Raw genomic sequence first — 18,800 nt, 5'->3', positions numbered from 1 at the left:
CGATCTCCGACGCTGTCCTCGACCCTGTCTTGGGATCGCCGCACGCAGGATGCTAGCGTCCGCGCCCCGACGCGAAGCAGGGAGGCCGGCCATCGGCATGCGACGTTTCGAGACCGCCCGCGAGGCGGCTTTGGCGCTCCGGCCGGACCGGCCGGTCTACGGGTTCCGCCCTCTCGTGCTGGAGGAGGACGCCAGGGCGTTCCTGTCGGCGTTCCGTGGAACCACCGCCTATGCGGTCAAGACCAACGGCGAGCCCTTCGTGCTGGAGCGGCTGGCGGCCGCGGGCGTCACCGCCTTCGACGTGGCAAGCCCCGCGGAGTTCGAGGCCGCGCGCGGCGCCTCGCCTGACGCGCTCCAGCTCTACATGCATCCGGTGAAGGCGCAGTCCGACATCCGCCTCGCGCTCGAGACCTACGGCATCCGCACGCTTGCGCTCGATCACGAGGACGAGGTCGCGAAGATCCTTCGGATCGTGCGCGCGCAGGATCTCGATCCGGAGGACGTCACCCTCTTTGTCCGCCTCGCCACCAAGGGGCATGCGGCCTACGAGCTGTCGAAGAAGTTCGGAGCCGCGCCGTCTCACGCCGTCGAGTTGCTGGAGCGGATCGACCGGGTGGGGTTCCGCGCCGGGCTCACCTTCCATGTCGGCAGCCAGGTCGAGGATCTCGGAACCTATGAGCGCGCGCTCGGCACCGCCGCCTGGGTGCGGGGCCGCGCCGGCGTGGAGCTCGCCGGGCTCGACATCGGCGGCGGCTTTCCGGCGCGCTACGGCGAGGATCCGAAGCGACCGGCGCCGCCGGCCCCGGAAGTCGGCAAGCTCGTGAAGGACATCGAAGGCGAAATCGACGCCTGGGGCCTCGGCGACCTGCCGCTCGTCGCCGAGCCCGGCCGGGTGATCGTGGCGCGCTGCCTGTCGGTCATCGTCCGGGTGCTGCTGAAGAAGGGCCAGCGGCTCTACATCAATGACGGCGTCTGGAGCTCGCTATCGGACAGCTGGACCGGCCGCATCACCCTGCCGGCCCGTCTCATCCCGGACCCCGCGCGCCGCCGCGCGCAGAAAACCTCGGGCGAGAAGCTTGCGCCGTTCCGCGTCATGGGCGCGACCTGCGATTCCGTGGACATTCTCAGCCGGCCGTTCTGGCTGCCCGACAGCGTCGACACCGGCGACTGGATCGAGATCGGCCATATCGGCGCCTACAGTCTCGCGCTTCGCACGCGCTTCAACGGCTTCTACCCGGACGACTTCGTCGAAATCGCGACCCCGTTCGAGGCCGGGGAGGGCCCGGAAGGCTTCGCGAGCCTCGAGACGCGCGGGGGCGCGGCAGGCTGATGGCGAGGCTCGCGCTCATTCCCGTAGACCTTGATGACGGGCCGAAAGATGATTGCGAAAGCAGCGGACCAAGGGTAGGACGTGGCGGCTTCTCGGATCACTCGCGACGAGATGTTCGATCCGATCTTCTCGGCGGACCCGTCTTTCCGTCCTCGATGGGTAGCGTTCACGGCGGAATGGTCCGATGAAGCGGAGCCGCCGCTCTATCTCGCCCTGGCCGAATTGGCCCGGCATGTCGTGGAATGTTTGAACGCGCAGCGGACTGAGAACCTCGACGCGATCTTCGCTGTCGTCGAGCCCTGGCATGCCGATGGAGACGCCTACGTTCGTGAAGCCGCGACGATCGGCATGCTCGAGTCCCTGCAGAACCTGCTGGGAGGCGACGACCGCGGAGGTTCGGCCGTGGAGGCTTGGCTCGGCCCGGAGAGCAAACGCTGGTGGGACAAGCTCGACCGTTTTTGGGCCGGGAACTCTGACGCCCTTTCCTGCTAACGCTGAAGGCTGCGTTCCGCCCTACCTCTCGCCCCTGAAGACGATCGGGAAGCTCTCGGGCTTTCCGGCGCCGTCGCATTCTTCCTTGGCGCGGTACTCGATCATGCGGAAGGCCGCTCCGACCCATTCCCAGAGCCCGACCTGCCCGCAATCGGCCGCGCTGCGGCCCTTGTCGAAGGCCTTCAGCTCGCGCCGTTCGGGGTCGTAGGCGACGTTGGCGAGGGTGTCGGTGCCGGTCCAGCCGATCGACTCCACGAAGGCGGCGAACAGCAGCGGGTCGAACCGGTCGGCGGCCTTCGATGGATCCTCGACGAACAGCACGTAGTCGACATTGTAGGAGCCCGAGGCGCAGACGATCGCCCACAGGGTGCGCCCGGTCCCGAGATCGGCCGCAAACGACTGTTCGGCGAGGAACGAGGGCGTCGTCTCGGTCTGGTCCCAGACCGGGCAGTCGCGCCCCACCATGATCTTGCGCAGCGTCTCGGGGATCTCGTCGCGCCCGACGTCGCGCCGCCGGCCTGACAGCGCGCCCGGCGCCGCGGCGCCGATCAGACCGGCGAGCGCGTCCTGCCGGGCGACGCGGCCCTGGCGGGCGTCGAGCTCGGCGGCCGCGGCCGCAAAGCCCGGCAGGGGGAGCGCCGCGGAAACCTGCTCGCCGCCTTCGCCCGACACCGTGACATGAAGCACCTTGCCACGCCGCAGGAACGGTAGCAGCCGCCGGGTCGCGGCGTCGGAGAGGCGAAGCTCGGTCGTGTCCGCCGCAGGGCCGGGGCCGCTCGACAGGTCCGAGCCCGAGGCGAAGCGCAGCGGCGGGCCCCCGTCGATAATGACGGCGATGCGCGGCCGCGGCGCCGGCCGCTCGGCTCCGACCAGCACGACGACGAGCCGCGCGGGCGCGTCCTTGGCGGGCTCGCGCACCACGGAGAGGCGCACGGACGTCGCGCCGGAGGCCGCCGCTTCAGTCGAGGCGCGGCAATCGCCGGGGGCGGCCTGCGCGGCGCAGGCCGTCTTCCAGGATTCGAACACGCCTTCGGCCGCGGCGGCGGTCGAAGCGGCCGACAGGCAGAGAGCGAACGCTGCGAGGCAGGTCTTCATCGAACGTCTCGCCTTTCTCCCCGCGGGGCGGTCTTGTCGATCACGAACTCGTTACCAGATGGCTTGGGGCCGGAACGAAGGGTGGGGCCGAGGCCGCCGTTAAAGCGGTCTATAGCGAGGTGGGGCGGCGCCTTGAACGCGTCTTTCGGCCCGCTCGGCGGAAACTCCGCCGGAAGCCGAGGACGCAAGAGAGAAACCGGAGAAACCTATGAAGAGAATGTTCGTCTACGCAATCGCCGGCGCCATCGGCGTGACGGGAGTGGCCGAGACCATTCCGCAGGCTTTCGCATCCGAGAGCAAGGCTCCGCGTTCGCTGGAGCAGATCCGCGAGCAGGTTCGGTCCGAGGCGATGACGAGCCTCGCCAAGGGCGACGTCCAGACGGTCGGCCGGCGCTGGCGCGGCGGCGGACGCCACTGGGGCGGTCGCCGCTATTACGGCGGACGCCGGTTCTACGGCGGTCGGCGCTATTACGGCGGTCGGCGCTACTACGGCCGGCGCTACTATTACGGCCCGCGCCGCTATTACGGCCGGCGTTATCGTCCCGGCATCTATTTCGGCATCTACTGATCGGTAGACCGATCTGGTTCGAAGAGCCCCGGCGCCCCCGCGCCGGGGCTCTTTCCGTTTCGGCCGCCCTATTTGCCCGCCGGCGCAACCAAACCGGCGTCCCGCGGGTTTGCGAAGCGAACGGCGAAACCGAGAAAAGAAAGGATCGCCCCATGAGGAAGTTCACGATCGTCGCAGTCGCGGCCGCATTCGGCGTCGCGGGAGCGGCCGAGACCGTGCAGCCTGCGGCGGCCGCAGAAACCAATGCGGCGCCGCGCTCGCTTGAGCAGGTGCGCGAGAACGCGATGACGGCGATGTACGCCGGCGACCTCCAGCAGGTGCGAGACCGCAGGGCGGGTCGCGCCTGGCGCGGCGGCGGCAAGTGGCGCGGCGGCCGCAGCTGGCGCGGCGCCCGCTATTACGGCGGACGCCGATATGCCGGCCGGCGCTATTACGGCCCGCGCCGTTACTATGGCGGCCGGCGCTACCGTCCGGGCCTCGTGATCGGCATCCGCCCGTAAATCACCACGCCGCAACCAGAGGCCGGACCGGCTCGCCAGCCGGCCCGGCCGTTTTGCGTCCGGCCTCGATCACGCCGTGGTCACGCCGCTTTGACGCAACGCAAAAGCCCCTCCGGCTGTTGGCCTTGTGAGGACGATAAAGTCAGCCGCCGACCGGCGGCCGGCATGCAGGAGCAGCGCATTTCATGAGAAAGTTCTTCGCCATCGCGATCGCCGGCGTCATCGGCGTCGCGGGATACGCCGAGACGACGCCGCGCGCCCACGCCGCGGACGGTCGCGCCGCGCCTCGCTCGATCGACGAGATCCGCGCCAACGCGCTCGCCGAAATGCAGGCCGGCAACCTGATGGAGGTCCGCAAGGGCCGGAGAGCGGGCCGCAGCTGGCGGGGCGGGCGCAGCTTCCGCGGCGGCAGAAGCTATCGCGGGCGCAGCTTCCGAGGCGGCCGGAACTGGCGGGGCCGCGGCTACGGCTACCGGCGCCATTACGGCGGCCGGCGCTACTATCGCGGCCGGCGCGGCTATGGCGGCGCGGTCGCGGCCGGCGTCGCGGGCTTCGCGCTCGGGGCGATCGCGGCCGACGCGGCGCGCTCGGCTCCCCGCTCGCGGAGCAAGCAGTGGTGCGCCAACCGCTACCGGTCCTACGACTGGGCGTCGGGCACCTACGTGACCTATGACGGCGTCCGGCGCGCCTGCCCGTAAGGCGCGAGCCCGATCCGACGTCCATCCGCCCCGGCGCTGAGACAGCGCCGGGGTTTTTTGTCGGCTCGACAGCCGGAACGACGGGCCGCCGCGGACGTTCGCTTCATAGGGAACGAACATCGAACGGAGGCAGACATGCTGGACAAGAGCACCCCCTCGAGCCGCACCGACGAGCGTCGCGCGGCCGACCCGAACGCCCCGACGCCGGACACGCCCGTGCAGCGGGTCGACCCCAATCCGAAGACCGCGCCCGATCCCGAAAGCAACGCGGAGAAGGATCCCTCCGATTGGGTGTCGGGCGATGATCCGATGACCGGCGCGCAGGCGTCCTATCTCAAGACTCTCTCCGAGGAGACCGGCGCCGCCGCCTATCGCGACGACCTCACCAAGGCCGAGGCCTCGACGCTGATCGACGAATTAAAGGACGCGCGCAACGCCAAGAGGTGACGACGCGCGTCGCGGCCCTAGATCATCGTTCACCGCATGATCGTGACGGGCTGGAGCGCATGGCGCGACCCGGCTTCCGCCTCGAAGCGGGCCCCTTGGGCGCGGGGCGGGAGAAACCGGAGGACATGCCATGAAGAAGACGCTGCTCTACGCACTGGCCGGCGCGTTCGCGCTCGCGGGGATCACCGAGACGGTCCCGGCGCGCGCGGAAGGCGCCGGGCCGAGCCCGCGCTCGCTCGAGGAACTGCGCGCCGAGGTTCGCGGCGAAGCGATGACGAGCCTGAAGCTCGGCCAGCTTCAGGAGGTGCGCCATCGCCGCTGGCACAAGCGCCGCTACGTTCGCCGCCGCGGCGTCTTCCGCAGCCGGACAATGTCGCGCGTCCATCGCCGCGGCGCCTGGTGCGGCAAGTATGTCGGTCGCCGGTGCTACTACACGCCCCGGGCGCTCCGGCCCTTCCGTCAGCGTTGATCGAGACGACCTCCGGGCGCGCCTTCAGCGCGCCCGGACCTAGCCGCTGGCTGCGGCGGAGCCCTGCGGCTCCGCAAGACGGTCGAGCTGGGATCTGATGTGCGCGGCCTCGGCCGCGCTGTTGGCGAGCGCGATCGCCCTGTCGAAGGCGACCCGGGCCTCGGCCTTGCGGCCAAGCTCCAGCAGCAGCGCCCCGGTCACGCCGTGGAAGTAGAAATAGCCCGACAGCCGCTCGCCGAGCGGAGCGATGAGGTCGAGCGCGGCCTCCGGTCCCGAAACCTTCGACAGCGCGACCGCGCGGTTCAGCGTCACGACCGGCGAGGGCTGCAGGCGCTCGAGCGCCGCATAGAGGGCGTCGATCTCGCGCCAGTCGGTCTGCGCGAAGGTCTTGGCGCGGGTGTGGATCGCGGCGATCGCGGCCTGGATCTGGTAGGCGCCCGGCCGGCGGTGGCGCAGAGCCTTGTCGACCAGCGCGAGGCCCTCGGCGATCATCGGCCGGTCCCACACGCCCCGGTTCTGGTCCTCGAGCAGGATAATCTCGCCCTCGGGCGAATGGCGCGCGGCGGCGCGGGCGTGCTGCAGCAACATGAGGGCCGCAAGCCCCATGATCTCAGGCTCGGCGGGAAAGAGGCGCAGCAGCAGGCGCGCCAGCCTGATCGCCTCGTCGCACAGCGCGGCGCGCGCCTCGACCTCGTCGGAGGAGGCCGAATAGCCTTCGTTGAACACGAGATAGACCATCGCGGCCACGACCCCGAGGCGCTCTGCGCGCTCGGCCGCGCCCGGCGTCTCGAACGGCACGCCGGCCGTCGCGACCTTGGCCTTGGCGCGCGTGATGCGCTGCTCCATGGCGCTCTCGCCGACAAGGAACGCGCGGGCGATCTGGCGCACGCTGAGGCCCGACACGATCCGGAGCGCGAGCGCGATCTGCTGGGTGGCGGGCAGGTCCTTGTGGCAGCACACGAACAGGAGCCGCAGGATGTCGTCGCGATAGTCGGACTGGTCGAGCCGGTCGGCCATGTCGGCTTCGGCGTCGTCGAGATCGGAGATCGCGTCCTCGTCGGGAAGCGCCGTCTGGCGGGAAAGCCGGCGCTTGCCGTCGAGCGCGACGTTGCGCCCGACGAAGATCAGCCAGGCGGCCGGATCGCGCGGCGGGCCCTTGTCGGGCCAGGTCTTCAGCGCGCGCAGGCTCGCCTCCTGGAACGCCTCCTCGGCGACGTCGAGGTCGCGGAAGTAGCGAAGGAGCGCCGCGACCGCCTGCGGCCGCGCGGCGGCGAGCGCCTTGTCGATCCAGGCGATGTCGGTCATGGCACGGGATCTCGCGCGGGTTCGAGGGTCGCGGGGTCGTAGTAGCCGACTGGCCGGATCTCGTAGGAGCCGCCGGGATTGACCTTGCCGAGCGCGCGAGCGGCGTCGAGCGCCTCCTCGAGCGAGGCGACGTCGAGGATGTAGAAGCCGAGAAGCTGCTCCTTGGTCTCGGCGAACGGGCCGTCGATCACGAGCGGAGGCTCCACGGACTTGCGCAGCGTGGTGGCGGCGGTGGTGGGCAGCAGGCGGGCGTTCGGTCCGAGCTTGCCCTCGGCCGCAAGCTGGCGCTTCACGCCCTGGAGCTTCTCCATGACCGCCTCGTCCTCTTCCTTGGACCAGGAGGTGACCGTCGCTTCGGAGTGGTAGCAAAGAACAGCGTAGAGCATCGTCGCGTGACCCGGTTCGTGATCTGAGGACGAGCGAGCCTAGCGCGCGCCGACAGGCGGCCGGAAATTTTGTCGTAGGCGCGGCCTCAGGCGGCGTCCGACAGCCGCGCCGCGGCTCGCAGCGAGGCCCGGGCGGCGGCCTCGGCGGCGGATTTGGCCGCGTGCGCCGGAGCGTTGACGACCTGGAGGTTGCCGAGGCCCCAATAGGACAGGAGCTCTGCGTAAGGGCGGTCGCGCAGATCGCGCCAGACCTCGTGCAGCGGCGTGCGGTGGTCGATCTCCGCGCCCTTCAGGAGGCGCTTGTCGGTCAGCGCGCAGCGGTGGCGCTGGACCCGCGCCACGATCTTGCGGGCGCCCTGCGGGGCGAGCCAGAACCGCCACGCGGCGACGCAGGCCGAATGCCACGCGGCGCGCGCGTTCGGCGCGCCCGCGCCCCACAGATCTTCGTGCCATCCCAGGCGGAACACCGGCTGGCCACAGACGACGCAGCGCCCGGGCGCAGCGCCCTCGGCGCGAAACGGCTGCGGCGGCAGGCGAAATCCGGCCTTGATCTCGGGCGCGCTCCAGCGCCAGCCCACGGGCGTCTCGCTCTTGGCGGCGAGCGCGCGGGCGAGCCGATCTGCACGCAATGGATGTGCACGCCAGTAGCCATCGACCGCGGCGCGTGCGGTCTTTGGAACCCAACGGCGCTCGAAAGCGTATACGGAAGTCGGGACTGGGAGCCGTGTTCGGGCCGCCCTAAGTCTCTGTTCCGCCTCTGCGTTCCAGCGTAACCGGCGATCTTCGACTGACATGGTGTAATACGGTTCGACTCGTGTCATACTTGTGTGATGGGAAGGATTATCGATCGGTTATCGTTGCGGTACTTCAAAGCCGCTCTCCGATCGTACCGTTTTGAGACAAGGAGCGCGGAGTTCCTTCATGAATAACCGTGGCGGGTCCGCGCTCGGTATGTACGGATAGGCTTCCATGCCCCATGATACCCCCACTGCCCATCCATCCAGCCCTGACAAATACGATACGCTGAGGCTCGAAAACCAACTCTGCTTCGGGCTCTACGCCGCGGCGCATGCGATGAATCGCGCCTACCGGGTCGCGCTCGGGCCGTTGGGCCTCACTTATCCGCAATACCTCACCATGCTCGCGCTCTGGGAGATCGACCGTCAGAGCGTTTCGGAGCTCGGCCAGCGGCTGCGGCTCGACTCCGGCACGCTGACCCCGGTGCTCAAGCGCCTTGAGAGCGCCGGGCTTGTGCGTCGCTCGCGCAATCGCGCCGACGAACGCGAGGTCGAGATCAGCCTGACGGATCGCGGCTCGGCGATGCGCGACGAGGCGCTCGGCGTGCGGGAGACCATCGTCTGCCGGCTCGGCATGGGCGACGACGAAATCCGAAATCTGCGCAGGGACATGGGCAAGCTGCTCGAGCGGCTTGACGCGACCGAGACCGGCGATTTCGGCAGGCCGCGCCTGCAGAGCGCCGAATGATCGTCGCCGCGGGGTCGTGGAGTTGAGCGAGACCTGGCGCGTCGGTTCGACCGGCGTTTCCGCGCGCGTGTCCGAGCACGGCGCGGAGCTCGTCAGCGTGACCGACAAGGCGGGCGAGGAGCTGCTGTGGCAGGCCGGGCCTGAATGGCCGCGGCATGCGCCGGCGCTGTTTCCCGTGGTCGGGCGGCTGAAGGGCGACGCGTTGAGGCACGGCGGCGAAAGCTACCGTGTCACTCAGCATGGTTTCGCGCGCGACCGCCGGTTCGAGTGGGTCGAGCGGAGCGAGGCGCGCGCCGTCCTTGCGCTGACCGACGACGCGGAGAGCCGGGCGATCTTTCCTTTCGCGTTCCGGCTCGATGCGACGATCTCCGCGGAGGGCTCGCGGCTCACCGTCGCGCACACGGTGTCCAATCCGGGCGACGTCGACCTGCCGTTCTCGATCGGCGCCCATCCCGGCTTTCGCTGGCCTCTGGTCGAAGGCGTGGAGAAGAGCGCGCACATCCTCGAATTCGAAGCGCGCGAGACCGGCGTTCGCCGCTCGGTGGTCGACGGCGGCCTACTAGGCGAGGAGAGCGACCTGCCGTTCGACGGCGTCACGCTGCCGCTCGACGAGGCGCTGTTCGCGCGCGACGCGCTGGTGATGCCGGACGTCGCGAGCCGGTCGGTGCGCTATGTCGCGCTCGGGCCCGACGGCGAGGAGCTTCGCGCGCTGACCGTCTCGTGGCGGGGCTATCGCGACCTCGGCGTCTGGTCGGCGCCGAAGGGCGCGCCGTTCCTGTGCGTCGAGCCGTGGCGCGGCATGGCGAGCCAGGCCGACTGGGACGGCGAGTTCGCCCGCAAGCGCGGCGTCGTGCTTCTGCCGCCCGGCCATTCTCAGCATTTCGAATGGAGCGTGGCCGTCTGAGGTCCGCGTCGCCGCTTGGGGGAGCGCATGGACAGGCTCGGCCGCAACAAGGCGAACGTCATCGCCTTCTATGAGCTGATGTTCAACGATTGCCGCCCCCGGGAGGCGATCGAGACCTATGCGGGCGACGACTACATCCAGCACAATCCGCATGTCGCGACCGGCAAAGCCGGCTTCATCGACTATTTCGAGCGCATGGCGCGCGAGTGGCCGGGCAAGCGCATGGAGGTGAAGCGCGCGGTCGCCGAAGGCGATCTCGTCGTGCTGCACTGCCTGCAGCGCTGGCCGGGCGACCACGACTATGCGGCGATGGACATCTTCCGGCTCGACGGGCAGGGCAAGATCGTCGAGCACTGGGACGTGCTCCAGGTCCTGCCCGAGACCTCGGCCAATTCGAACGGGATGTTCTAGGAGGGGTTCTGGCCGTCCGCCTGATCCGTGCTAGAGACCCGCCGCGAGACCAATCCCCGCGCCGGAGCCTGCAATGATCCCCCGCTATTCGCGCCCCGAGATGACCGAGATCTGGTCGCCGGAGACGCGCTTCCGCATCTGGTTCGAGATCGAGGCGTACGCCTGCGACGCGCTCGCCGAGCTCGGCGTGATCCCGAAGGACGCGGCGAAGACGATCTGGGAGAAGGGCGGGGCGGCCACGTTCGACGTCGAGCGCATCGACGAGATCGAGCGCGTGACCAAGCACGACGTCATCGCGTTCCTCACCCATCTCGCGGAATTCGTCGGGCCGGACTCGCGCTTCGTGCACCAGGGCATGACGTCGTCCGACGTGCTCGACACCTGCCTCTCGGTGCAGCTCGCCCGCGCCTCCGACATCCTGATCGCCGACGTCGACCGGATGCTGGCGGCGCTCAAAACCCGCGCGCTCGAGCACAAGTTCACGCCCACAATCGGCCGCAGCCACGGCATCCACGCCGAGCCCACCACCTTCGGGCTGAAGCTCGCCGGCTACTATGTCGAGTTCGAGCGCGCCCGCGAGCGGCTCGTGGCGGCCCGCAAGGAGATCGCCACCTGCGCGATCTCGGGCGCGGTCGGCACCTTCGCCAACATCGACATGGCGGTCGAGGCGCACGTGGCCGAGAAGCTCGGACTGACGGTCGAGCCTGTCTCCACGCAGGTCATCCCGCGCGACCGCCACGCCATGTTCTTCGCGACGCTCGGCGTCGTCGCCTCGTCCTGCGAGCGGCTCGCCATCGAGATCCGCCACCTGCAGCGCACGGAGGTGCTCGAGGCCGAAGAGTTCTTCTCGGAAGGCCAGAAGGGCTCGTCGGCGATGCCGCACAAGCGCAACCCGGTCCTGACCGAGAACGTCACCGGCCTTGCGCGCATGGTGCGATCCTACGCGCTTCCCGCGATGGAGAACGTCGCGCTCTGGCACGAGCGCGACATCTCGCACTCCTCGGTCGAGCGCATGATCGGCCCGGACGCGACCGTCACGCTCGACTTCGCGCTCAATCGCCTCGCGGGCGTGGTCGAGAAGCTCCTGATCTATCCCGAGCGCATGCAGTCCAATCTCGACCGGCTCGGCGGCCTCGTGCATTCCCAGCGCGTGCTGCTGGCGCTGACCCAGAAGGGCGCGAGCCGCGAGGACAGCTATCGGCTCGTCCAGCGCAACGCCATGCCGGTCTGGCGCGGGGAGGGCGACTTCCTGACCCTGCTCAAGGCCGACGCGGAGGTGAGCGCGCTGCTCTCGGACGCCGAGCTCGAAGAGGCGTTCGACCTCGGCTATCACTTCAAGGCGGTCGACGCGGTGTTCGCCCGGGTGTTCGGCGAGAGCTGAGAGGCCTGACGGCCTCTTTCCTGTCCGGGCAATGGCGTAAAAGTTGGGGCTCGGCGCGGGGGCGCGATCATCCATGACGTTCGAAAGCTTCGCCCAAAATGCTGAGGACGTTCTCGCCGAGCGGTGCTTCGGGTCCACGGCGGCCGGCGTCTACGTCGATGTCGGGGCTTCGGAGCCGACACGGCATTCGGTGACCTACGCTCTTTATCGCAGGGGATGGCGCGGCATCAATCTGGAGCCGATCCCGGAACGCGCTGAGGAGAACGAGGCGCTTCGGCCGCGCGACATAACCATCCGCGCCGCAGCCGGCCGCTCGGAAGGACAGGCGAGGTTCTTCCAGTCGCTCGGGCGCGGCGGCACGTCGACCATCGTCGCGGAGCTTGGCGCGGCGATGAAGGCCAGAGCGGTCGGGGTCGTCGAGTTCACGGTGCCGATGACGACGCTCGCTCGATGTCTGGAGGAACATTTCCCGGGCCGCCAAGAATACGAGCTGCTCAAGATCGACGTCGAGGGCGCTGAGGCCGACGTTCTCGCAGGGGCTGGCCTTTCATTCGTCAGGCCGATGGTGATCGTGATTGAAGCTGGCTTTGAGCCTCCCGCCTGGGAGGCGGCTCTGCTCGATCAGGACTACGCGTTCGCGACCTTCGACGGCGTGAACCGCTGGTATCATTCTCATGCGCGCAAAGATTTCGGCGAGGCGCTGCGGGCGCCAATCAGCGCCCACGACAAGTTTGTTCGAGTCAACGATTTGGGCTCGCCGTTTCTGAATGGATTGCACCCTGATCACGCTTGGGCGGCGCAAATCGGCCTGACCCTTCTCCGGTCGGTTCGGGAGATCGATGACGAGACCTTGGCGCGAAGTTTCCTGGACCGGTATCCCGAATGGGTGAGGAAGCGTGCGCCTTCCGACCGGGATGTCGTCGCCGCCTACCGGCTCGTTTTGGCCCGCAAGCCGACGGCGAGGGAGCAGAACGACGCTCTGGATAGCTTCGGGACGAAGTCTCTGCAGGAGCTGTATCTGGCGTTGGTTGGCGGCGACGAGTTCAGGGCGCGGCGCGGTCGCGCGATTGCGTCCGTATGAAGGCTTCAGCGGGCCAGATGCGGTTTCAGGATCGTCAGCATCCGTTCCGCCGTCGTGCCGGGCGGGAAGAAGCCGAGATACCGGCCTGACGGGTCCATCAGATAGATGAAGGCCGAGTGGTCGACGGTGTAGCCGCCGCCGGGCGACGCGACCTTCTCGTAGAACAACCTGTAGGCGTCCGCGGTCTTGCGGATCGCGTCGGGCTCGCCCGTGAGGCCGACGAGGCGCGGATGATAGGCCGCGACGTACTCCGCAAGGCGCGAAAGGCCGTCGCGCTCGGGATCGAGCGTGATGAAGAGCGGCTGCACCTTCTCGGCGTCGTCTCCGAGCAGCTCGAGCGCCCGGGAGATCTGGTAGAGGTCGGTCGGGCAGATGTCGGGGCAGGTGGTGAAGCCGAAATAGACCAGCAGGTGCTTGCCGCGATAGTCGGCGTCGGTCCGGGCGCGCCCGCTCTGGTCGACGAGCGCGAACGGGCCGCCGATCGGCTCGCGGCTCCACATCAGCACGTCCATCAGCTCCGCGGCGGAGCGGCGCGGCGCCCCGCCGTCCTGGGCGCGCGCGGCCTGATGGCAGACGAGCGCGGCCGCCAGAGCCGCGGCGAGGGCGGCGTTACGCACCGAACGTCAGCCTGCTGCCGGTCGTGGGAACGATGACGTTGGCGGGCATCTGCGCCTGCGCCTCGAGCGCGAAATTCAGGCCGCTGCAATGCATCGGGATGACGACGTCGGGCTCGAGCTTTTTGATCTCGGCGACGACTTGGACGAGGTAGTCCTTCGGCGCCGGGCCGAGATGGAAGCCGCCGACGATCGCGTGGACCTTCTGCACGCCGGACACCTCCTGCGCCTGCCGCACCGAATTCACGATGCCGACATGGCCGCAGGAGCTGATGACGACCAGCCCCTTGTCCTTGACGTTGAAGCAAGTGGCCTGCTCGTGGACGTGCTCGTCGGGGATGATCTTCCCCTGAAGCTCGGCCGGAGAATAGTGGCTGGGGTCGCAGCCGAGCCCGTCCTTGATCCCCCGCTCCACGAAGGTGTTCGGCAGCACGCGCTCGATCGACGAGCGCTTGATCTGGCCGGTGGTGAAGGCGTGGTCGGCGACCACCGTCGGGGTCTCGCACAGCACCGTCGTGATCTGGCGCGCCGCGAGCTCGCGGCGGTCGAGCTGGCCGAAGTCGGTGAACTGGCCCTGGACGCCGCTCGGGCTGACGCGGTGGCAGAAATTGTCCTCGCCGCCGGCGTAGAGCTTCACGTCCGGCGCGAGCTCCTTCCGGTAGCGATCGAGAAAGCCGGTGAGCCCGCCGTAGTGGTCGTGGTGGCCGTGGCTGACGATGAGCGCGTTCGCTTTTCTCGGATCGACCTTCAGGATCTCGATGTTGTTGAGAAGCGCGTCCGGGCTGTAGCCGAAGTCGAGCAGGATGGCGCGGGTCTCGTCGGCGCGCTGCGTCTCGGCGAACAGCGACAGGCCCCACTGGTTGTGCAGCACCTTGCGATAGTCCTGCCCGCGGCCGTTGCCGGGCGGCTGGTGCAGCACGCCCTGGACCGTGCTCGGCTTCAGGAACTGGTCATGGGCCGAGTCGATCAGCACCCGCAGCGTGAGCTTGTCGACGGTCGGCGCGACGATGGGAGCCGCGCTCGCGATCTCGACGCAGCTGAAGCCTGCGGCTGCGCCGGCCGCAAGCGCTGCGGACGCCTTCAGAAAAGTCCGTCGTCCAATGTTCTCGGCCATGCCTGTCCACCCCAGGGCGATCCGTCGCCGGGCGGATTAAAGTCATTAAATCTATCAACTTACAAGCATGAGATTCTCCCGACATGCGCCGCAGGTCGGCGCCGGGCCGGAAGCGAAACGGGCGGCCTCTCGGCCGCCCATCCCGCAATCCAGATCTCGCGCTTTCCAGGCTCAGTCGCGCCCGCGGCCCTCGCCGCGTCCACCGCCGCCGCCGTCTCCACGACCGCCGCCATCTCCGCGACCGCCGCCGCCGCCACGGCCGGCGCCGTCGCCCCGGCCGCCGCCGCCGGCCCGGTCAAGGCCCATGCGGTCGCCGCGGTCGCGCGGCTCGGGCCGCGCCTCGACCCGTTCGGCGCGGCTCGTGCGCCCGTCGCCAGCGCGCTCTCCGCCGCCCCAGCGATCGTCGCGTCCGCCGCCGCGCCCGTCGCCGCGGTCACGGCCGCCGCCGCGACCGGCCTCGTCGTTCGGTCGGCCCGGGCGGTCGCGCCGGTCGTCGGCGCGGGGCGGACGGTTGGTGAAGCCGTTGCGGGTGTCGCCGGGGCGGCGATCGGCCCAGCGCCGGTCGCGGCCGCCCCAGGAGCGTCGCTCCTCCCAGCGCCGCCACGAACGCTCGCGCCAGCCGCGCAGGCCCGGACGCGCGCCGTACCAGCGGCCGCCCCAGTAATAGTAGCCGTCGCGGATGTAGTATGGCCGGTTGTCCCAATAGCCGCCGATGACGAGCCCGCGAACCACGACCGGGTCGTCCTGCTCGATAACGAAGGGCTCTTCGCCGTAGCTCATCGCCGGCGCGCGGCCGTTGAAGTCGAGCAGGTCGGCGAGCGCGAAGCCGGTGCCGTCGCGCCCCATGCTGATCTCGCACCAGGCGTCGTCGCAGCCGATGAGGTTGACGGTCTCGCCCTCGGGCAGGACGTCGATCACCTGATAGTTTTGGCCCGGGCCCGAGCGGACGTTGACGTTGGTGGAGGCTGTCGCGGACGCCGCGAGCGCCGCGCCCGAGGACAGGAGCAGCGCGCCGGAGGCGAGCAGCGCCTTGAGCTTGAAGGTCATGGGCGTCGTAACTCCCTGTTGGTCTCGTCGCGCCGGCTTGTCGGGCGGCTGCGACAGTCGTTCAAAGCTTCAAACGCGCGGCGTCGCCCGTCTGTTCGCTGCGTTACACGAGCGCGCCTTACGAAGCCTGCGCGGCGCGAAGATGGCGCCGATCACATCTTCGAATGTCGCGCCCGCCCGTCATCCGCCCGGGCCTTCGCCGGTCGCGGGCGCGTCGAACACGTCCGACAGCGCGCGTTCCGCGCCCGCCGACAGGAAGGCGAGGTCGGGTCCGAGCGCGATCATCGGAAAACCGCGGCGCACATAGTCCGACGCGAACGCCGAGGTGTTGGCGAAGATCGCCACGGGCTTTCCGACCCGCTTGGCCGCCGCCGAGATCTTCGCGAGCGCCGCAACCACGCCCGGATGAGCGGGATCGACGGCCGCGCCGGCCGACAGGGATACGCTGAGATCATTCGGTCCGATCAGAAGGCCGTCGAGCCCGTCGACGGCGAGGATCTCCTCGACGTTTCTAAGCGCGGTCTCGGTCTCGATCATGGCGAGGGCGAGCGTCAAGTCGTTGGCGGTCGCAAGATAAGCGTCGCGGGAGAGGCCGGTGAGCCCCATGGCGCGCACCGGGCCCCAGCTGCGCCGGCCGACCGGCGGATACTTGACCGCGTCCACGAAGGCGCGGGCGTCCGCCGCCGTGTCGATCATCGGCGCGACCAGTCCCGCGGCCCCGACGTCGAGCGCCCGGGCGCCGAGCGCGAAGCCGCCGAGCGGCAGGCGCACCATCGCGGGCTTGCCCGCAAGCGCGGCGGCCGCTACCCCCTCGGCGATGGTCTCGAAGGTCGCGAAGCCGTGCTGGGCGTCGAGAGTCACCGAATCGAAGCCGGCGCGCGCCACCGTCTCGACGATCATCGGGTAGGCGGTGAACATCCAGCCGGTGAAGTGCCGCCCGCCGGGCCCGAGGCTCGCGGCCGGCAGCGCTCCCGGGCGCGGCGTCTGGCGTTGGGCCGTCACTTCTCGCCGGCGAGCTGCTCGGCCGCGACCGCGAGGAGCTCGTCCATGCGGCGGCGGATCTGGTGGTCGGACTGGTCGACGCCTGCGACGTCGAAATCCTTGCGGATCTTGCGGAAGACGTCGTGGTCGCCTTCCTCCTCGAAGTCCGACATCACCACGGTCTTGGCGTAGGCTTCCGCGGCCTCGCCGGTCTTGCCGAGCTTTTCGGCGGCCCAGAGGCCGAGCAGTCGGTTGCGTCGAGCGAGCGCGTAGAACCGCGTCTCCTCGTCATGCACGTACATGGCCTCGAACGCCTGCTCGCGACTGTCGAACGTCGTCATGGAGATCCTCGAACCCTCGCCGTCGACGGCGTGTCCCGGCGGCCGCCGCCCTCGACGCGACTAGAGCGGGCAATTGTGGCGAAGCAAGGCTGCGCGGGCGCGAAACCATGTTGATTCTTCGCGCATTCGACAACGCGGCCTCGTCTTGGCAGCGGCCCTCCGCGCGCCTACATTCGCGAGCGACGCGCGCCGCTCCTTTCTCCCCCGGCGGCCGACGTCGCGAAAGGCGCGTGGATGAACCCGAATTTCCGGAACTTCGCCCTCTGGGTGATCATCGTTCTGTTGCTGCTTGCGCTCTTCACGCTGTTCCAGAACCCGGGACAGCGCGCGCAGACGAACGACATCTCGTTCTCCCAGCTCCTCACCGAGGTCGACAACGGCCGGGTGCGGGCGGTGACGATCGAGGGGCCGAACATCTCCGGCTCCTACACCGACGGCGCGCAGTTCCAGACCTACTCCCCGAGCGACCCTTCGCTCGTCCAGCGCCTCTACAACAAGGGCGTGGCCATCACCGCCCGCCCGCCCGGCGAGAACATGCCGTGGATCGTCGCGCTGCTGCTGCAGTGGCTGCCCTTCATCGCGCTCATCGGCGTGTGGATCTTCCTGTCGCGCCAGATGCAGGGCGGGGCCGGCAAGGCGATGGGCTTCGGCAAGTCGAAGGCCAAGCTCCTCACCGAGGCCCATGGCCGCGTGACCTTCGAGGACGTCGCCGGCGTCGACGAGGCCAAGGACGACCTCCAGGAGATCGTCGAGTTCCTGCGCGATCCCCAGAAGTTCCAGCGGCTCGGCGGCCGGATTCCGCGCGGCGTGCTGCTCGTCGGCCCTCCCGGAACGGGTAAGACCCTCATCGCTCGCGCGGTGGCGGGCGAAGCCAACGTGCCGTTCTTCACGATCTCGGGTTCGGACTTCGTCGAGATGTTCGTGGGCGTCGGCGCGAGCCGCGTGCGCGACATGTTCGAGCAGGCCAAGAAGAACGCGCCCTGCATCATCTTCATCGACGAGATCGACGCGGTCGGCCGCCATCGCGGCGCGGGCCTCGGCGGCGGCAACGACGAGCGCGAGCAGACGCTGAACCAGCTGCTCGTTGAGATGGACGGCTTCGAGGCGAACGAGGGCATCATCCTGATCGCCGCCACCAACCGTCCCGACGTCCTCGACCCCGCGCTGCTGCGTCCGGGCCGCTTCGACCGCCAGGTCGTGGTCGCCAACCCCGACATCGTCGGCCGCGAGAAGATCCTGAAGGTCCACGTCCGCAAGGTGCCGCTGGCGCCGGACGTCGACCTCAAGACGGTCGCGCGCGGCACGCCGGGCTTTTCGGGCGCGGATCTGATGAACCTCGTCAATGAGGCGGCGCTGCTCGCGGCGCGTCGCTCCAAGCGCATGGTGACCTCGGCCGAGTTCGACAGCGCCAAGGACAAGATCATGATGGGCGCCGAGCGCCGCATGGTGATGACCGACGAGGAGAAGAAGGTGACGGCCTATCACGAGGCCGGACACGCGGTGGTGGCGCTCTTCACGCCCGCCAACGACCCGATCCACAAGGCGACCATCATCCCGCGCGGCCGCGCGCTCGGCATGGTCCAGTACCTGCCGGAGAAGGACCAGATCTCGATCAGCTACGAGCAGCTGACCTCGCGCCTCGCAATGGCGATGGGCGGGCGCGTGGCGGAAGAGATCTTCTTCGGCGAGGACAAGGTGACGGCCGGCGCGCAGTCCGACATCCAGATGGCGACCAACATCGCCCGCGGGATGGTGACGCGCTGGGGCTTCTCCAAGGAGCTCGGCACCGTGGCCTATGGCGAGAACCAGGACGAGGTGTTCCTCGGCATGTCGGTCGCGCGCCAGCAGAACGTCTCGGGCACGACGATGCTGAAGATCGACAACGAGATCAAACGCTTCGTCGACGAAGGCTACGAGACCGCGCGCCGGATCATCACCGAGAAGAAGGACGAGATGGACAAGGTCGCCAAGGCGCTTCTCGAATACGAGACGCTGACGGGCCAGGAGATCAAGGACATCCTCGCCGGCAATCCGCCGGTGCGCGACGCGACCGACGAGCCGCCGAGCCCGCGCGGCTCCGCGGTGCCGACCGCCGGCAAGCCGCGCCCGCGCCCCGACGCCGGGCTGGAGCCGCAGCCGAGCGCGTAAGCG

General features: G+C 69.3%; 22 protein-coding genes. 13 read left to right on the top strand and 9 right to left on the bottom strand.

Annotation, left to right across the window (positions count from 1 at the left end):
• Nucleotides 1-97: 97 nt before the first annotated feature.
• Together ACFOWB_RS21225 and ACFOWB_RS21220 are read left to right on the top strand one after the other, a co-directional pair.
• On the top strand, nucleotides 98-1,330 hold the full coding sequence (locus ACFOWB_RS21225) for an ornithine decarboxylase (RefSeq protein WP_261402277.1): 1,233 nt from the start codon (nucleotides 98-100) through the stop codon (nucleotides 1,328-1,330).
• Between the two features lie 111 nt (nucleotides 1,331-1,441).
• Entirely contained in the window at nucleotides 1,442-1,822 is a 381-nt protein-coding gene (locus tag ACFOWB_RS21220) for a DUF7674 family protein (protein WP_261402278.1), read from the top strand.
• A gap of 21 nt (nucleotides 1,823-1,843) precedes the next feature.
• Here the strand turns inward: ACFOWB_RS21220 and ACFOWB_RS21215 are convergent, their stop codons facing one another.
• Nucleotides 1,844-2,917, bottom strand: coding sequence for a DUF1176 domain-containing protein (locus tag ACFOWB_RS21215; protein ID WP_261402279.1), 1,074 nt, complete (start codon nucleotides 2,915-2,917; stop codon nucleotides 1,844-1,846).
• Between the two features lie 208 nt (nucleotides 2,918-3,125).
• On the opposite strand from ACFOWB_RS21215, the gene ACFOWB_RS21210 reads away from it, so the two are divergent.
• From ACFOWB_RS21210 to ACFOWB_RS21190, 5 genes are all read left to right on the top strand, one after another.
• Nucleotides 3,126-3,485 (top strand): hypothetical protein, encoded by a 360-nt coding sequence (locus ACFOWB_RS21210; RefSeq protein WP_378149190.1) that lies wholly within the window; start codon nucleotides 3,126-3,128, stop codon nucleotides 3,483-3,485.
• A gap of 152 nt (nucleotides 3,486-3,637) precedes the next feature.
• Nucleotides 3,638-3,985, top strand: coding sequence for a hypothetical protein (locus ACFOWB_RS21205; protein WP_378149188.1), 348 nt, complete (start codon nucleotides 3,638-3,640; stop codon nucleotides 3,983-3,985).
• Nucleotides 3,986-4,170: 185 nt separating this feature from the next.
• Entirely contained in the window at nucleotides 4,171-4,683 is a 513-nt protein-coding gene (locus ACFOWB_RS21200; RefSeq protein ID WP_261402282.1) for a BA14K family protein, read from the top strand.
• Nucleotides 4,684-4,818: 135 nt separating this feature from the next.
• Nucleotides 4,819-5,130 (top strand): DUF3072 domain-containing protein, encoded by a 312-nt coding sequence (locus tag ACFOWB_RS21195; protein WP_378149186.1) that lies wholly within the window; start codon nucleotides 4,819-4,821, stop codon nucleotides 5,128-5,130.
• 130 nt (nucleotides 5,131-5,260) lie between these two features.
• On the top strand, nucleotides 5,261-5,599 hold the full coding sequence (locus ACFOWB_RS21190) for a hypothetical protein (protein ID WP_261402283.1): 339 nt from the start codon (nucleotides 5,261-5,263) through the stop codon (nucleotides 5,597-5,599).
• 39 nt (nucleotides 5,600-5,638) lie between these two features.
• On the opposite strand, the gene ACFOWB_RS21185 is transcribed toward ACFOWB_RS21190, so the two are convergent.
• The 3 genes from ACFOWB_RS21185 to ACFOWB_RS21175 form a co-directional block, all read right to left on the bottom strand.
• The gene (locus tag ACFOWB_RS21185; RefSeq protein ID WP_378149183.1) at nucleotides 5,639-6,904 is read right to left on the bottom strand and encodes an RNA polymerase sigma factor; all 1,266 of its coding nucleotides are present in this window, start codon (nucleotides 6,902-6,904) and stop codon (nucleotides 5,639-5,641) included.
• The gene (locus ACFOWB_RS21180; RefSeq protein WP_261402284.1) at nucleotides 6,901-7,290 is read right to left on the bottom strand and encodes a YciI family protein; all 390 of its coding nucleotides are present in this window, start codon (nucleotides 7,288-7,290) and stop codon (nucleotides 6,901-6,903) included. Before ACFOWB_RS21180 ends, ACFOWB_RS21185 begins: the two co-directional genes overlap by 4 nt.
• 86 nt (nucleotides 7,291-7,376) lie before the next feature.
• Nucleotides 7,377-7,919 (bottom strand): hypothetical protein, encoded by a 543-nt coding sequence (locus ACFOWB_RS21175; protein WP_378149181.1) that lies wholly within the window; start codon nucleotides 7,917-7,919, stop codon nucleotides 7,377-7,379.
• A 340-nt stretch (nucleotides 7,920-8,259) separates the two neighbouring features.
• Here ACFOWB_RS21175 and ACFOWB_RS21170 point away from each other — a divergent pair, with 340 nt between their 5' ends.
• The 5 genes from ACFOWB_RS21170 to ACFOWB_RS21150 all read left to right on the top strand — a co-directional run bounded on the left by ACFOWB_RS21170 (nucleotide 8,260) and on the right by ACFOWB_RS21150 (nucleotide 12,552).
• Nucleotides 8,260-8,775: a MarR family winged helix-turn-helix transcriptional regulator gene (locus ACFOWB_RS21170; RefSeq protein WP_378149179.1), complete on the top strand. Its 516-nt coding sequence runs from the start codon at nucleotides 8,260-8,262 to the stop codon at nucleotides 8,773-8,775.
• Nucleotides 8,776-8,791: 16 nt separating this feature from the next.
• A complete protein-coding gene (locus tag ACFOWB_RS21165; RefSeq protein ID WP_378149177.1) occupies nucleotides 8,792-9,679 on the top strand; it encodes an aldose 1-epimerase family protein in 888 nt (295 codons plus the stop codon).
• Nucleotides 9,680-9,706: 27 nt separating this feature from the next.
• A complete protein-coding gene (locus ACFOWB_RS21160; protein ID WP_261402286.1) occupies nucleotides 9,707-10,090 on the top strand; it encodes a nuclear transport factor 2 family protein in 384 nt (127 codons plus the stop codon).
• Between the two features lie 73 nt (nucleotides 10,091-10,163).
• Entirely contained in the window at nucleotides 10,164-11,471 is a 1,308-nt protein-coding gene (gene purB / locus ACFOWB_RS21155) for an adenylosuccinate lyase (RefSeq protein WP_261402287.1), read from the top strand.
• Nucleotides 11,472-11,544: 73 nt separating this feature from the next.
• On the top strand, nucleotides 11,545-12,552 hold the full coding sequence (locus ACFOWB_RS21150) for an FkbM family methyltransferase (protein ID WP_261402288.1): 1,008 nt from the start codon (nucleotides 11,545-11,547) through the stop codon (nucleotides 12,550-12,552).
• A gap of 5 nt (nucleotides 12,553-12,557) precedes the next feature.
• On the opposite strand, the gene ACFOWB_RS21145 is transcribed toward ACFOWB_RS21150, so the two are convergent.
• The 5 genes from ACFOWB_RS21145 to ACFOWB_RS21125 form a co-directional block, all read right to left on the bottom strand.
• On the bottom strand, nucleotides 12,558-13,169 hold the full coding sequence (locus ACFOWB_RS21145) for an SCO family protein (protein WP_378149174.1): 612 nt from the start codon (nucleotides 13,167-13,169) through the stop codon (nucleotides 12,558-12,560).
• A complete protein-coding gene (locus ACFOWB_RS21140) occupies nucleotides 13,162-14,280 on the bottom strand; it encodes an MBL fold metallo-hydrolase (RefSeq protein ID WP_378149172.1) in 1,119 nt (372 codons plus the stop codon). Before ACFOWB_RS21140 ends, ACFOWB_RS21145 begins: the two co-directional genes overlap by 8 nt.
• 171 nt (nucleotides 14,281-14,451) lie before the next feature.
• Nucleotides 14,452-15,327, bottom strand: coding sequence for an SH3 domain-containing protein (locus ACFOWB_RS21135; protein WP_261402290.1), 876 nt, complete (start codon nucleotides 15,325-15,327; stop codon nucleotides 14,452-14,454).
• A 180-nt stretch (nucleotides 15,328-15,507) separates the two neighbouring features.
• The gene (locus ACFOWB_RS21130; protein WP_261402291.1) at nucleotides 15,508-16,329 is read right to left on the bottom strand and encodes an HpcH/HpaI aldolase family protein; all 822 of its coding nucleotides are present in this window, start codon (nucleotides 16,327-16,329) and stop codon (nucleotides 15,508-15,510) included.
• A complete protein-coding gene (locus ACFOWB_RS21125) occupies nucleotides 16,326-16,649 on the bottom strand; it encodes a DUF1476 domain-containing protein (protein WP_261402292.1) in 324 nt (107 codons plus the stop codon). The genes ACFOWB_RS21130 and ACFOWB_RS21125 overlap by 4 nt, the downstream gene beginning before the upstream one ends.
• Before the next feature lie 234 nt (nucleotides 16,650-16,883).
• Between ACFOWB_RS21125 and ftsH the strand changes: the two genes are divergently transcribed.
• The gene (ftsH, locus tag ACFOWB_RS21120; protein WP_378149169.1) at nucleotides 16,884-18,797 is read left to right on the top strand and encodes an ATP-dependent zinc metalloprotease FtsH; all 1,914 of its coding nucleotides are present in this window, start codon (nucleotides 16,884-16,886) and stop codon (nucleotides 18,795-18,797) included.
• The last annotated feature ends 3 nt before the right edge of the window (nucleotides 18,798-18,800 follow it).

Origin of the sequence: Chenggangzhangella methanolivorans, assembly GCF_042648545.1 — a bacterium.
Classification (GTDB): Bacteria; Pseudomonadota; Alphaproteobacteria; order Rhizobiales; family Methylopilaceae; genus Methylopila; species Methylopila methanolivorans.
Note: the sequence above shows the minus strand (reverse complement) of the source record. Positions and strands in the feature narration are given on the sequence as shown.